Source organism: Stenotrophomonas sp. YJH_SMC_81 (assembly GCF_059370875.1).
In genome coordinates this window covers 98,045-112,555 of record NZ_JCAFUB010000008.1, presented here as the reverse complement: position 1 = coordinate 112,555, position 14,511 = coordinate 98,045, and the positions used below count along the sequence as shown (strand labels likewise).

11 protein-coding genes are annotated in these 14,511 nt (G+C 65.2%); 7 read left to right on the top strand and 4 right to left on the bottom strand.

Features of this window, described 5'->3' with window-relative positions; genetic code table 11:
• Positions 1–62: 62 nt before the first annotated feature.
• The 3 genes from AC5P8U_RS15970 (at position 63) to AC5P8U_RS15960 (ending at position 6,231) form a co-directional block, all read left to right on the top strand.
• Positions 63–3,371, top strand: coding sequence for a DEAD/DEAH box helicase (locus AC5P8U_RS15970; protein WP_111008214.1), 3,309 nt, complete (start codon positions 63–65; stop codon positions 3,369–3,371).
• 98 nt (positions 3,372–3,469) lie between these two features.
• Positions 3,470–4,816 (top strand): phosphohexomutase domain-containing protein, encoded by a 1,347-nt coding sequence (locus AC5P8U_RS15965; protein ID WP_447897055.1) that lies wholly within the window; start codon positions 3,470–3,472, stop codon positions 4,814–4,816.
• An 11-nt stretch (positions 4,817–4,827) separates the two neighbouring features.
• Positions 4,828–6,231, top strand: coding sequence for a mannose-1-phosphate guanylyltransferase/mannose-6-phosphate isomerase (locus tag AC5P8U_RS15960; RefSeq protein ID WP_005415191.1), 1,404 nt, complete (start codon positions 4,828–4,830; stop codon positions 6,229–6,231).
• A 75-nt stretch (positions 6,232–6,306) separates the two neighbouring features.
• Here the strand turns inward: AC5P8U_RS15960 and rfbD are convergent, their stop codons facing one another.
• From rfbD to rfbB, 4 genes are read right to left on the bottom strand one after another with little or no spacing between them, the layout of a single operon-like run.
• The gene (gene rfbD / locus AC5P8U_RS15955; RefSeq protein WP_447897054.1) at positions 6,307–7,200 is read right to left on the bottom strand and encodes a dTDP-4-dehydrorhamnose reductase; all 894 of its coding nucleotides are present in this window, start codon (positions 7,198–7,200) and stop codon (positions 6,307–6,309) included.
• A complete protein-coding gene (gene rfbC / locus AC5P8U_RS15950) occupies positions 7,197–7,754 on the bottom strand; it encodes a dTDP-4-dehydrorhamnose 3,5-epimerase (RefSeq protein WP_495214231.1) in 558 nt (185 codons plus the stop codon). Before rfbC ends, rfbD begins: the two co-directional genes overlap by 4 nt.
• A complete protein-coding gene (gene rfbA / locus AC5P8U_RS15945) occupies positions 7,751–8,638 on the bottom strand; it encodes a glucose-1-phosphate thymidylyltransferase RfbA (RefSeq protein WP_061480209.1) in 888 nt (295 codons plus the stop codon). Before rfbA ends, rfbC begins: the two co-directional genes overlap by 4 nt.
• Before the next feature lie 14 nt (positions 8,639–8,652).
• Complete coding sequence (gene rfbB, locus AC5P8U_RS15940) at positions 8,653–9,708, bottom strand: dTDP-glucose 4,6-dehydratase (RefSeq protein WP_353761375.1); 1,056 nt, start codon at positions 9,706–9,708, stop codon at positions 8,653–8,655.
• 263 nt (positions 9,709–9,971) lie between these two features.
• Here rfbB and AC5P8U_RS15935 point away from each other — a divergent pair, with 263 nt between their 5' ends.
• From AC5P8U_RS15935 to AC5P8U_RS15920, 4 genes are all read left to right on the top strand, one after another.
• Positions 9,972–10,718 (top strand): electron transfer flavoprotein subunit beta/FixA family protein, encoded by a 747-nt coding sequence (locus AC5P8U_RS15935; RefSeq protein ID WP_171956408.1) that lies wholly within the window; start codon positions 9,972–9,974, stop codon positions 10,716–10,718.
• Positions 10,718–11,656 (top strand): electron transfer flavoprotein subunit alpha/FixB family protein, encoded by a 939-nt coding sequence (locus AC5P8U_RS15930; protein ID WP_495214230.1) that lies wholly within the window; start codon positions 10,718–10,720, stop codon positions 11,654–11,656. Before AC5P8U_RS15935 ends, AC5P8U_RS15930 begins: the two co-directional genes overlap by 1 nt.
• Positions 11,657–11,785: 129 nt before the next feature.
• Positions 11,786–13,204 carry a UbiA family prenyltransferase gene (locus AC5P8U_RS15925; RefSeq protein ID WP_495214229.1) on the top strand — a complete coding sequence of 473 codons (1,419 nt, stop codon included), beginning with the start codon at positions 11,786–11,788 and terminating at the stop codon, positions 13,202–13,204.
• Entirely contained in the window at positions 13,201–14,511 is a 1,311-nt protein-coding gene (locus AC5P8U_RS15920; RefSeq protein ID WP_495214228.1) for an FAD-binding oxidoreductase, read from the top strand. Before AC5P8U_RS15925 ends, AC5P8U_RS15920 begins: the two co-directional genes overlap by 4 nt.

Sequence of the window (14,511 nt, the reverse complement as noted above, 5' to 3'; positions counted from 1 at the left end):
TTGGGTAGAATGGCTGATTCCACCCAGAAGGGTGCCTCAGCGCCTGCGCCCCTCCATCTACGATGACGCTGACCTTCACTGACGAAGACCTGTTCCGCTGGATCGACGAATGGACACTGCAGAAAAGCGAGCAGTGCCTGGGTGGCGTGCGCAACCGGCAACTTCGCGAGGGCCTGCTGACGGCCGAGGTGCAGGGTTCGGCCAGGCATCCCTACCACGTGGAGATCGATCTGGCCGCCAGTATGCGCACCGCGCGCAGCCGCCTGCAGAGTGCCTGCTCCTGCCCCGTCGGCCGCGCCTGCAAGCATGTGGCGGCGGTGCTGGTCTCCCACATGCTGGAACCGCTGGCCATGGATGAGAGCCCCCTGACCGAACAGGACCTGGCGCAACCGCCGCGTGCTGAACTGCTGGCGGATCTCTCGCGTTGGCAGAGCACCCGGATCCGGCCGGCCCAGCCACGCCGGAACGGTGTCATCTTCGAACTGTCCACCTACAACCATCGCCCCGCCGTGCTGGTCCGGCGCGTCAAGTACGGTGCCGATGGTGCGATCAGCCCGGGCAAGTGGATGGATATCACCGCAGACCTGCTGCTGGAGCCTCCCGCATACCTCACCCCGACTGATCTGGCGGTGATGATCCAGCTACGCACCCAGCGGCAGCCCGCGACGAAAGACGAATGGATCGACTTCGCGGCCACCCTGCAGCTGATCGTCTCCAGCGGCCATGGCTGGGTCTCATGTGGTACGCAGGACGTGCTGGCCCGGTCGGGCGCTCCACGCCGCGGCGAACTGGGCTGGGTCGTTGACATGGCGCAGGGCGCGACGCTGCTGGAACCCACGTTGAGCGTGGAGGGCGGCGCCAGAGGCGTGGTCCTGGGCCGGAGTGCGTGCTATCTGGACCCGGTCACCGGCGAGGTCGGTCCACTGCAGCTGGATGTCAGGCCCGAAGACGCCGACGCGTTCCTGAGCCTGCCCAGTTTGTTACCCAATGAAGCGTCGGTGGTCGCACAGATGCTGCAGCAAATCGACCCTGCGCTGCCGCGCCCCGGTGCAAGCGACACGCTGCCCACCCTGCAGATCACTTCGATGATTCCTGTGCTGCGCCTGCATACGATCGAGTTCCGGCCGGCATGGCTTGGCCGTGGCGACGCTTCGCAATGGGCCGATATCGCGACCGTGGCCTTCGAATACGACGAGCACATCCGGTTCCTGGACGATCCGAGCCTGTTCGCACACGATCCGGAGGGCCAGCTTGCCCTGCTGCCCCGCGACCTGGCTGAGGAATCACGGCGTGAGGCCGAGCTGCGCACGGTGGGACTGCATCGCGACACGGCTCCGCGGGCGCCATTGGAGGGCGCAGGACCTCAGTTCCAGCTGCGCACCCATGACTGGACACGGTTTCTGCTGGACGACGTGCCGCGCCTGGAAGCCTTGGGCTGGAAGGTGGAGACGGACGACGATTTCCGCCATCGCATCACCCGGGTGGATGTGATCGACCTGGACATCCAAGCGGACCCGGCGGATGCGGGCTGGTTCAACCTGGGCCTGGATATTCAGGTGGAAGGCCGCAACGTGTCGATGGTTCCGCTGCTGCAGCAGGTGCTGCAGTCCGATCCCCGCTGGATGCGTGGCCAGCTGGACGCCATCGGCGACGATGAGAACATCCTGTTGACGACGGGCGACAACACGTGTCTGGCACTGCGGGCCGCACGACTGAAGCCGATCATGGCCCTGTTGGCGGACCTGTTCGCCCAGCGCGGCGCGCCGCTGCGCCTGTCTGCGCTTGACCGTGGCCGCCTGCAGGCGCTGCAGGACACGGCGCACCTGCAGTTCCGGGGGCGCGACACCCAGGCGATGGTGCAGCGGCTGATGCAGGCACCCGCATTGGGTGAAGTGCCGCCGCCGGCAGGGCTGGTGGCAACGCTGCGTCCCTATCAGCGCGAAGGCCTGTCGTGGCTGCAGTACCTGCGCCAGCAGGGCCTGGGGGGCGTGCTGGCCGATGACATGGGGCTGGGCAAGACCGTACAGACGCTGGCGCATGTGCTGGTCGAGAAGGAAGCCGGCCGCCTGGACCGTCCAGCGCTGCTGGTGGTGCCCACTTCGCTGCTGCACAACTGGCAGAGCGAAGCGGCACGCTTCACCCCGGGCCTGCGCGTGCTGACCCTGCATGGACCGGCACGTGAAACGCTGTTCGAGGCGATTCCCGGGCACGACCTTGTACTCACCACCTACCCTCTGCTGTGGCGCGACGAGCAGGCGCTGCAGGCACATGCCTACCATCTGCTGATTCTGGATGAAGCCCAGCAGGTGAAGAATCCGAAGTCACGCGCGGCCATCACCCTGCGCATGCTGCAGGCGCGCCATCGGCTGTGCCTGACCGGCACGCCGCTGGAAAACCACCTGGGCGAACTGTGGACGCAGTTCGACTTCCTGCTGCCCGGCCTGCTAGGCAGCGAGAAACAGTTCAACCAGCATTGGCGCCATCCGATCGAACGTGGCAGCGACCACCGCCGCGCCACCTTGCTGGCGCAACGGCTGCGTCCGTTCATCCTGCGCCGGCGCAAGGACCAGGTGGCGTCAGAGCTTCCGCCCAAGACCCTCATTACGCGTGCAGTGGAAATGGAAGGCGGCCAGCGTGATCTCTATGAAACCGTGCGCGCAGCGATGGAAAAGCAGGTGCGCGAGGCCATCAGCGGCAGCGGGCTGGCGCGCAGCCATATCGTGGTGCTGGATGCGTTGCTGAAGCTGCGCCAGGTCTGCTGCGATCCGCGCCTGCTGCCGGGCGACGCCCCGGCCCGCAATGCCGGTTCGGCCAAGCTGGAGCTGCTGCGCGACATGTTGCCGTCGATGGTCGAGGAAGGCCGGCGCATCCTGCTGTTCTCGCAGTTCACCGGCATGCTCACGCTGATCGCGCAGGCGTTGGATGATCTGGGCCTGGCCTATGTGACTCTGACCGGAGACACCCAGGACAGAGCCACGCCGGTGCAGCGCTTCATGCAAGGCGAGGTGCCGGTATTCCTGATCAGCCTGAAGGCAGGTGGCGTCGGGTTGAATCTGACCGCCGCCGATACCGTCATCCACTTCGATCCGTGGTGGAACCCGGCGGCCGAAAACCAGGCCAGCGATCGCGCCCATCGCATCGGCCAGCAGCAGCCGGTATTCGTTTACCGGCTGATCGCCGCAGGCAGCATCGAAGAACGGATTGCCGAGCTGCAGGAGCGCAAGGCCACGCTGGCCGACTCCATTCTCGAAGGCGGCGGCGCTACGGGGCCGCGCTTCAGCGAAGAAGACGTGCAGGCGCTGCTGGCGCCGTTGCCGGGGCTGCCCGGCAAGCGTTTGCGTAAAGCGGGCAAGCGGTCGACGCTAACCTGACCCTTGGACGCCAGTCACGTGGCGTTGCGCCATGGAAACGATTCCCATACAGGACTGGGACTACAATCGTGGGCTGAGCTCCCCAAGGATCCCGATCAATGCCCCTGCCCGCCTTCAAGGCCTATGACATCCGCGGCCGTGTGCCGGAAGAACTGAACGAAGACCTGGCCCGCCGCATCGGCGTCGCCCTGGCCGCGCAGCTCGCTCCCGGTCCAGTGGTCCTCGGCCACGACGTGCGCCTGACCAGCCCCGCGCTGCAGGATGCATTGGCCGCAGGCCTGCGCGGTACCGGGCGCGAGGTGATCGACATCGGCCTGTGCGGCACGGAAGAAGTCTATTTCCAGACCGACCATCTGGGCGCGGCCGGCGGCGTGATGGTCACCGCCAGCCACAACCCGATGGACTACAACGGCATGAAGCTGGTCAAGGAGAACGCGCGCCCGATCAGCTCCGATACCGGCCTGTTCGCAATTTCCGATGCGGTCGCCGCCGACATGTCCGAGGCCCAGCCCCCGCGCGCCGGACAGAGCGCCCGGCACGACAAGAGCGCGTACATCCAGCACCTGCTGAGCTATGTCGACGCTGGCAAGCTGCGGCCGCTGAAGCTGGTGGTCAACGCCGGTAACGGCGGCGCCGGTGCCATCGTCGACCTGCTGGCACCGCACCTGCCGTTCGAGTTCATCCGCATCTGCCACGAACCGGACGGCAGCTTCCCCAACGGCATTCCCAACCCGCTGCTGCCGGAGAACCGCGCCGCCACTGCCGACGCGGTGCGCGAACACGGCGCCGATTTCGGCATTGCCTGGGATGGTGACTTCGACCGCTGCTTCTTCTTCGATCACACCGGCCGCTTCATCGAGGGCTACTACCTGGTGGGCCTGCTGGCCAAGGCGATCCTGGCGCGCAACCCGGGCGGCAAGGTCGTGCATGACCCGCGCCTGGTCTGGAACACCGTGGACATGGTCGAGCAGGCCGGCGGTGTACCGGTACAGTGCAAGAGCGGCCACGCTTTCATCAAGGAAAAGATGCGCGCCGAAGACGCGGTGTACGGCGGTGAGATGAGCGCCCACCACTACTTCCGCGAGTTCGCCTATGCCGACTCCGGCATGATCCCGTGGCTGTTGATCGCCCAACTGGTCTCCGAAAGCGGGCGCTCGCTGGCCGAGTGGGTCGAAGACCGCATGGCCGCCTATCCGTGCAGTGGCGAGATCAACTTCAAGGTGGCCGATGCCAAGGCCGCCGTCGCGCGCGTGATGGAGCATTTCGCGGCGCAGTCGCCCACCCTGGACCACACCGATGGCATCAGTGCCGACTTTGGCGACTGGCGCTTCAACCTGCGCAGCTCCAACACCGAGCCACTGCTGCGCCTGAATGTCGAAGCCCGGGGCGATGCCGCGCTGATGCAGGCACGCACCGACGACATCTCCCGCCTGATCCAGCAGTAACCGAGGAACGCATGAGCAGCATCCAGCCCGTCATCCTGTCCGGTGGATCCGGTACGCGCCTGTGGCCGCTTTCGCGCGAGGCGTATCCGAAGCAGTTCCTGCCCTTGGCAGGTGAACTGACGATGCTGCAGGCCACCTGGAAGCGCGTGGCGCCGATCGCCGCGCGCGGGCCGCTGGTGATCGCCAACGAAGAGCATCGCTTCGTCGCCGCCGAGCAGCTGCAGCAGGTTGGCGCCGAGCCGGCCGCGATCATCCTCGAGCCGATCGGTCGCAACACGGCTCCTGCGATCGCAGTGGCCGCGCTGGAAGCCACCCGCGACGGTGCCGACGCCCTGCTGCTGGTGCTGCCGTCCGACCACGTGATCACCAACGAGACTGCGTTCCGCAGCGCCGTGCAGGCGGCGGCCGGCGCTGCCGAGGCCGGCAAGCTGGTGACCTTCGGCATCGTGCCGACCGGGCCGGAAACCGGCTACGGCTACATCAAGGCCGCCGATGGCCAGGGCCTGCGTGCGGTCGAGCGCTTCGTCGAGAAGCCCGACCTGGATACCGCCACCGGCTACGTCAGCAGCGGCCAGTACTACTGGAACAGCGGCATGTTCCTGTTCAAGGCCTCGCGCTACCTGCAGGAGCTGGAACGCTTCCAGCCCGCGATGCTGGCTGGCAGCCGCCAAGCCTGGCAGCAGGCGCGCCGAGATGCCGACTTCACCCGCCTGGACAAGGACGCCTTCACTGCCGTTCCGTCCGATTCGATCGACTACGCGGTGATGGAGAAGACCGCCGACGCGGTGGTGATTCCACTGGATGCGGGCTGGAACGATGTCGGTTCGTGGACTGCGCTGCGCGACGTCTCGCAGCAGGACGGCGATGGCAACGCGCACCAGGGCGACGTGATCGCCATCGACTGCCGCAATACCTATGCCTACGGCCAGCGCCTGGTGGCCATGGTCGGCCTCGATGACGTGATCGTGGTCGAGACCGACGATGCGGTGCTGGTGGGCAAGGCCGACCGCATGCAGGAGGTCAAGACCGTGGTGGCACAGCTGAAGGCCGAAGGCCGCAGCGAGGCCACCTGGCATCGCAAGGTCTATCGCCCATGGGGCGCCTACGATTCGATCGACAACGGCGAGCGCTTCCAGGTCAAGCGCATCACGGTCAAGCCCGGTGGCACGCTCAGCCTGCAGATGCACCACCATCGCGCCGAGCACTGGATCGTGGTCAGCGGCACCGCCGAGGTGACCCGTGGCGATGAAGTGATCCTGCTCAGCGAGAACCAGAGCACCTACATTCCGTTGGGCGTGACCCACCGCCTGCGCAACCCGGGCAAGCTGCCGCTGGAACTGATCGAAGTGCAGTCGGGCAGCTACCTCGGCGAGGATGACATCGTGCGCTTCGAGGATACCTACGGGCGCAGCTGACCCAGCGCCCGCTGGAGGCTGCCGACCGCGGGTTGGGGTGGGTGCCGACCGCTGGTCGGCACGCCGCCTACCGGGTCAGGCAATCTCCGCCATCACCCGCTTCAGGCCATCCTGCCAGGTCGGCAGCACGATGCCGAAATCCTGTTGCAGCTTGCGGTTGTCCAGTACCGACCAGGCCGGACGCTTGGCCGGGGTCGGATACTCGGAGCTGGGAATCGCCTCGACCGTCGGCACCTTGGCCAACACGCCGGTGGCCAACGCTTCGGCGAAGATCGCCTCGGCAAACCCATGCCAGCTGGTCTGGCCGCTGGCGGTCAGGTGCCAGGTACCCGACAACTGCCCCGGATGCTGCAGCGCCTGCAAGGTGACATCAGCGATCAGCGCGGCCGGCGTCGGCGTGCCGACCTGGTCGGCCACCACCCGCAACGCATCGCGCTCGGCCCCTACGCGCAGCATGGTGCGCAGGAAGTTCGCGCCGTGCGAGGCATACACCCACGCCGTGCGGAAAATCAGATGGCGGCCACCGGCCGCACGCACCGCGTCTTCGCCATCGCGCTTACTGGTGCCATACACGCCCAGCGGGGCGGTCGGCTCGTCTTCGCGGTAGGGCGCGCTGCCCTGACCATCGAATACGTAGTCGGTGGAGTAATGTACGAACGGCACGCCGTGGGCCGCGCACCAGCGCGCGATTACGCCCGGCGCCTGCGCGTTGGCAGCGAAGGCCGCATCAGCGTCCTGCTCTGCGCGGTCAACGGCGGTGTAAGCGGCCGCATTGACCACCAGCGACGGCTGCACGCGGTCCAGCAAGGCAGGCAGGCTGTCGGGCTGGCCGAAATCGGCGGTTTCGCAGGCGCTGCCGTCGGGCAGCTGGCCGCTACGGGTGGTGGCTACCACTGCTCCCAGCGGGGCCAGCGCGCGCAGCAGCTCCTGGCCGACCTGGCCATTGCCACCGAACACCAGCACGGTCATGGCACGTAGACCGGTAGGCGGTCTTCAGCAACGTCCTTCAGGAACGGCGCGTTCTCGTCCTTGGCCGACAAGGTCGGTGCACTGACCGGCCAGTCCACGGCGATGTCAGCGTCGTTCCAGCGGATACCCGCATCGGCTTCCTTGACGTAGACATCCGTGCACAGATAGCTGAACAGAGCGCGCTCGGACAGCACGGCGAATCCGTGGGCGAAGCCTTCCGGAATCCAGAACTGCCGCCTGTTCTCAGCGCTCAGTACCACCGCTTCCCAACGCCCGAAGGTCGGCGAGCCGCGGCGGATATCCACGGCGACGTCGTAGACCTCGCCCTCCAGCACGGTCACCAGCTTGCCCTGCGGGCGCGGCCACTGGTAGTGCAGTCCGCGCAGTACGCCCTGCGCGGACGTCGACACGTTGCTCTGCACGAAGCGATCAGGCAGGCCCAGCGCGGCGAAGCGCTCGGCATTCCAGGTTTCGAAGAAATAGCCGCGGGCATCGCCAAACACCGCCGGCTCGATCACCACGCAACCGGGCAACTTGGTTTCAATCACTTTCACGGAACGACTCCACGCAGGGCAAGCTTGTGCAGGTATTGGCCGTAGCCATTCTTGATCAGCGGCGCAGCCAGTGCTTCCAGCTGCTCGGCGTTGATCCAGCCCTGGCCGAACGCGATTTCTTCCGGGCAGCAGACCTGCAGGCCCTGGCGGGTCTGGATGGTCTCGATGAAGTTGGAGGCCTCCAGCAGCGACTGGTGCGTGCCGGTATCGAGCCAGGCGTAGCCACGGCCGAGCGCCTCCAGGTGCAGGTGGCCCTCGCGCAGGTAGCGCTGGTTCAGATCGGTGATCTCCAGCTCGCCACGCGGCGACGGCTTGAGCTCGGCCGCATAGTCGCTGGCATTGCCATCGTAGAAGTACAGGCCGGTCACTGCGTAGTTCGAACGCGGATTCTCCGGCTTCTCGACCAGGTCGATGACCTTGCCGTCCTTGTCGAACTCGGCCACTCCGTAACGTTCCGGGTCGTTGACCCAGTAACCGAATACGGTCGCGCCCTGCTCTCGCTGGTCGGCGTTGCGCAGCACTTCGCGCAGGCCGTGGCCGTGGAAGATGTTGTCGCCCAGCACCAGGCAGCTCGGCTTGCCGGCAACAAAGTCGCGGCCGATCAGGTAGGCCTGGGCCAGGCCATCGGGGCTCGGCTGCACCGCGTACTGGATGTCCATGCCCCACTGCGAGCCGTCGCCCAGCAGCTGCTGGAAAAGTGCCTGCTCGTGCGGGGTGTTGATGATCAGCACCTCGCGGATGCCCGCCAGCATCAGCACGCTGAGCGGGTAATAGATCATCGGTTTGTCGTACACCGGCAGCAGCTGCTTGCTGACGCCCTTGGTGATCGGATACAGCCGGGTGCCGGAGCCGCCGGCGAGGATGATGCCTTTACGCTGCGTCATGTCGTCTCCAGGGTTCAGGCCGCAGTGCCGATGCGCTGCAGACGGTAGCTGCCGTCCAGCACGCCGTTGACCCAGTCCTGGTTGTCCAGGTACCAGTCGACGGTGAAGGCGATGCCCTGCTCGAAGGTGTAGGCCGGTTCCCAGCCCAGATCGTTCTTCAGCTTGGACGCGTCGATCGCATAGCGACGGTCGTGGCCGGGGCGGTCGGTGACGTAGGTGATCTGGCTGCTGCGCGGCTGGCCATCCGCGCGCGGGCGGCGCTGGTCCAGCAGGGCGCAGATCGCCTGCACCACTTCGATGTTCTGCTTTTCCGAATTGCCGCCGACGTTGTAGGTCTCGCCGACCTGGCCCTTGGCCAGTACGGTGCGGATCGCTTCGCAATGGTCGGACACGAACAGCCAGTCACGCACCTGCTTGCCATCGCCGTACACCGGCAGCGGCTCGCCGGCCAGCGCCTTGGCGATCACCAGCGGGATCAGCTTCTCTGGGAAGTGATACGGGCCGTAGTTGTTGGAGCAGTTGGTGGTCAGCACCGGCAGCCCGTAGGTGTGGTGGAAGGCACGCACCAGGTGGTCCGAAGCGGCCTTCGACGCCGAATACGGGGAATTCGGGGCGTACGGCGTGGTTTCGCTGAACTTGCCGGTCTCGCCCAGGGTGCCGTACACCTCGTCGGTGGACACGTGCAGGAAGCGGAAGGCCGCGCCCTGCTCGGCCGGCAACGCCTTCCAGTAATCACGCACGGCTTCCAGCAGGCCCAGGGTCCCCACTACATTGGTCTGGATGAACGCACCCGGGCCATCGATGGAACGGTCGACGTGGCTCTCGGCGGCGAAATTGAGCACCGCGTCCGGCTGGTGTTCGGCCAGCAGGCGGGTGACCAGGGCGCTGTCGCCGATGTCACCCTGCACGAACACATGGTTCGGGTTGCCGTCCAGGCTGGACAGGGTCTTCAGGTTGCCGGCATAGGTCAGGGCGTCGAGATTGATGACCTTGACGCCACGTGCGACGGCCTCGAGAACGAAGTTACCGCCAATGAATCCGGCACCGCCGGTGACAAGCCATGTGGGCACTACCTGTTCTCCTGATCGAAATTCATCCAAGGGGCGCCATGAAGCACCCCAGCACAGCAGCACAGGATACATGTGGTTCGTCTTCACGACTGCCTGCGTGACGTGAACGACGCACTGGATTCACGCGAGCCATGCCGCAGCGCAGCATAACCATACGCATTCGCATGGTCCCCTCAAGCCAGCTAGAATCGGGATCCCACCCCCGAACCGGTTGCTGTTGCAGGACCGGACGTTCTCTCCGTTATTGAAGGACCCCGTACCAGATGAAAATCCTCGTCGCGTACAAGCGCGTGGTGGACTATAACGTCCGCATTCAGGTCAAGCCGGACGGTTCCGGCGTGGTCACCGACGGCGTCAAGCTGTCCCCCAACCCCTTCGATGAAATCGCCCTGGAAGAAGCCCTGCGCCTGCGCGACAAGGGCATCGCCAGCGAAGTCGTGGTTGCCAGCATTGCCCCCGCAGATGCCCAGGCGCACCTGCGCAACGGCCTGGCCATGGGCGCCAACCGCGCCATCCATGTGGTCACCGACCAGGCCATCCAGCCGCTGACCGCCGCACGGACCCTGCTCAAGCTGATCGAGAAGGAACAGCCGGACCTGGTGATCCTCGGCAAGCAGGCCATCGACGACGACGCCAACCAGACCGGCCAGATGCTGGCCACGCTGTGGGGCCGCCCGCAGGCGACCTTCGCCAGCAAGCTGGACATTGCCGACGGCAAGGCCACGGTGACCCGCGAAGTCGACGCCGGCCTGGAAACGCTGGAAGTCGATCTGCCGGCGGTGGTCACCACCGACCTGCGCCTGAACGAGCCGCGCTTCATCAAGCTGCCGGACATCATGAAGGCCAAGGCCAAGCCGCTGGAGACCCTGCAGCTGGCCGACCTCGGCGTTGAAGCCGCCGACACCTTCAAGACCACCCAGTACGCCGCACCGTCCAAGCGCAGCAAGGGTGTGATGGTCAAGGACGCGGCCGAACTGGTGGCCGCACTCAAGCAGAAGGGGCTGCTGTAATGAGCAAGATTCTCGTCATCGCCGAACACCACGACGGCAAGCTCAACGCCGCCACCGCCAAGACTGTCAGCGCCGCCGCCGCCATCAGCGGTGCCAGCATCGATGTCGTGGTGCTGGCCGCCGATCCGGCCGCCGTCGCCGCTGAAGCCGCGAAGATCAGTGGCGTCTCCAAGGTCCTCACCGTGGCCAACGCCGCCAACGCGCAGACCATCGCGCAGGTACTGGCGCCGCAGATCGCGCAGCTGGCCAAGGGCTACAGCCACGTGTTCGGTCCGTCGACCACCTTTGGCAAGGACCTGATGCCGTGCGTGGCTGCCCTGCTGGGCGTCAACCAGGTCTCCGACCTGATGACCGTCGAAGGCAGCCACACCTTCAGGCGCCCGATCTACGCCGGCAACGCGATCATCACCGTGGAAGCCCCGGCCGACCAGATCGTGGTCGCCACCGTGCGTGCCGCCTCGTGGCCGGAAGCCGCCCAGGGCGGCAGCGCCGCCATCGAAGCAGCCAGCGTCGATGCTGCCCTGCCGACCCACACCCGCTTCGTCGGCCTCGCCGCAGGTGCCAGCGACCGCCCGGACCTGCAGAGCGCCAAGCGCGTGGTCTCCGGTGGCCGTGGCGTCGGTTCGGAAGAGAACTTCAAGGTGATCTTCCAGCTGGCCGACAAGCTCGGTGCCGCCGTGGGTGCCTCGCGTGCCGCGGTCGATGCCGGCTACGTGCCCAGCGACCTGCAGGTGGGCCAGACCGGCAAGATCATCGCCCCGGAGCTGTACGTGGCGGTGGGCATCAGCGGTGCCATCCAGCACCTGACCGGCATCAAGGATGCTGGCACGATCGTCGCGATCAACAAGGATCCGGATTCGCCGATCTTTGAGATTGCCGATATTGGTCTGGTGGGGGATCTGTTTGCGATCCTGCCTGAGCTGGAAAAGGCGCTGTAAACAGCGTGAACCCTCCCGGCACGCATGCGCCGGGAGGTTTTGGACTTGCCGCTATACTGGATGACCTTTGCATCCGGAAATGGAACCTATGCAGTCCAAGCCAATCCGTCCCGTGGGGAGCGATGCCGCGTGAGCACCGATAGTCGCCCCCTCTGCGTAGACCTGGATGGAACGCTGCTGCGTTCAGACGTCCTGTATGAGTCATTGCTCGCTCTACTCGCACAGAATCCGCTCTACGTGTTCATGCTGCCGCTCTGGCTGCTCAAGGGAAAGGCGGCACTGAAGCGTGAACTGGCCAAACGCACAACGCTGCCGCCGGAGACGCTGCCGTATGACGAGCGCGTACTGGAACTGTTGCGGAACACTCCACAACGACCCCGCGTGCTTTGCACTGCGTCGGATGCATTGCTGGTAACTCCGATTGCAGAACACCTTGGGCTCTTCGAGGAGGTGCTGTGCAGCGACGGCAACCGTAACCTCGCCGGGCATCGCAAGGCTGAGGCGCTCGTGGAGCGCTTCGGTGAGCGGGGCTTTGACTATCTCGGCAACGGGCGCGTTGACCTGCAGGTTTGGAAGCATGCAGCCTCGGCGATCGTAGTCAATGGTACTGACTCGCTGGCAGTGGCCGCAGCCAAGGTCACCAAGGTGGCAAGCACCTTGCCACGTGCACGGGAAGGCTTGAAGACCTGGGTAAAGGCGCTGCGCATTTATCAATGGCTCAAGAACCTGCTCGTGCTGGTTCCGCTCCTCACCGCACACCGCTTTTTCGATATTGATGCGATCATCCAAGGCGTGGTCGCATTCCTTGCATTCGGCCTGTGCGCGTCGGGCGTCTACGTCCTGAACGATCTGTTGGATCTCACCCCCGACAGATTGCACGCACGCAAACGCCTTCGCCCCTTTGCTGCAGGCCGGCTTCCCATCCTGCAGGGCCTGCTGGCCGCCCCCCTGCTCACGCTGAGCGGTTTTGCACTGGCACTGGCATGCAACTGGAAGTTCGCCTTGGTGCTGGTGGGCTACTACATCATGACGCTCAGCTATTCGTTGAAGCTGAAGCGCATCGTCATGATCGATGTCGTCCTGCTTGCGGCTCTCTATACCGTCCGGATCATCGGCGGAACAGTCGCCATCAATGCAGACATGTCGTTCTGGCTGCTCGCCTTCTCCATGTTCCTGTTCCTGAGCCTGGCATTGGTGAAGCGGTATGGTGAACTCGAGTCAGCGCTCAGCAGTGGCAAGGAAACCGCGATCGGGCGGGGATACAGTGTCAATGACCTGCCGCTCATCCAGTCAATGGGAACCAGCGCGGGCTACCTGGCGGTCCTGGTGTTCGCCCTGTACATCAACAGTCCTGCCAGCATCCAGCTCTACAGCAGGCCGGAGCTTCTGTGGCTGCTGTGCCCGATCCTGCTGTACTGGGTGAGCCGCGTCTGGGTCGTTGCGCACCGTGGCGACATGCACGATGACCCCATCGTGTTCGCCGCGACAGACCGCGTAAGCCAGGTGGTCGGCGCCCTTGGACTGCTGGCGCTTCTGATCGCCATATGAGCAGCGAGTTCAGCTCATGGGGCCGCTTTCCCGTCGCCTACGGACAGCGCAACCTGCCCGTGGCGGGTCGGCTTGCGCCGCTGCCTGATTTCAGTGGATCCGCGCTTCCCCGTGGCAACGGCCGTAGCTATGGCGACAGCTGCCTGAACGCCGGCGGAAGTCTGCTGACCACTCGTGCCTTGGACCATTTCATTTCCTTTGACCCTTCCACTGGCGTACTCGAGGCAGAGGCGGGCGTCACACTGGCCGAGGTCATTTCGCTGGCCCTACCCCACGGATGGTTTCTCCCCGTTACCCCTGGTACGCGCTGGGTCACGCTGGGCGGGGCCATCGGCAATGACGTGCATGGCAAGAACCATCACGTAGCGGGCAGCTTCGGGCACCATGTGCGCTCGATTGAGCTACTGCGTTCGGATGGATCAAGGGAACATCTCGCTGCAGGAACGGGAAGCGAACGGCTGCGAGCCACTATCGGTGGCCTGGGACTGACCGGACTGATCACCCGCTGCGAAATCCAGCTGCGACGTGTCCCAGGACCTTGGCTCGACACTGAAACAGTCCGCTTCGGCTCACTCGATGAGTTCTTCGCACTTTCTGCAGAGTCCGCCTCTACGCACGAATACACGGTCGCGTGGATCGACTGCCTGGCCAAAGGCAGCAGGCTCGGTCGCGGGCATTTCATTCGCAGCGACCACGCACCCGGCGACCCGTTAGCACCGGTTCCCGGCGGGCGGCAACGATTGTCTTTCCCTGCCACGCCACCGGTATCGCTGGTGAACCGGCTCACCCTGCGGCCGTTCAACACTGCCTATTATTGGCGGCAGCTGGCCCTGCGCCAGCGTCGTCAGCAGCATTATCAGGGCTATTTCTATCCGTTGGATGGAATCGGGAACTGGAACCGTATTTATGGCCCCCGAGGGTTCCTGCAACATCAATGCGTGCTTCCACCGTCCTGCGCCAAGGACGCGACCGCGAGTCTGCTGCGGGCAATCTCCGACAGCGGCAACGGCTCTTTTCTCGCGGTACTCAAGGAATTCGGGGACATCAGTGCCAGCGGGTTGCTCTCCTTCCCCCGGCCAGGCACAACCCTTGCGCTCGACTTCCCAAACACTGGGCCCAGTGTCTTCCGGTTGCTGAGCAGGTTGGACGATATCGTCACCGAAGCGGGTGGAACCCTGTACCCGGCCAAGGATGCCCGTATGGCGCCCAAGCTTTTCCAGCAAGGATATGGGCACGCGCTCAGCGCCTTTGAAAGCCACATGGACCCTAGATTTTCGTCAGATTTCTGGCGACGTATGACGGAGTAA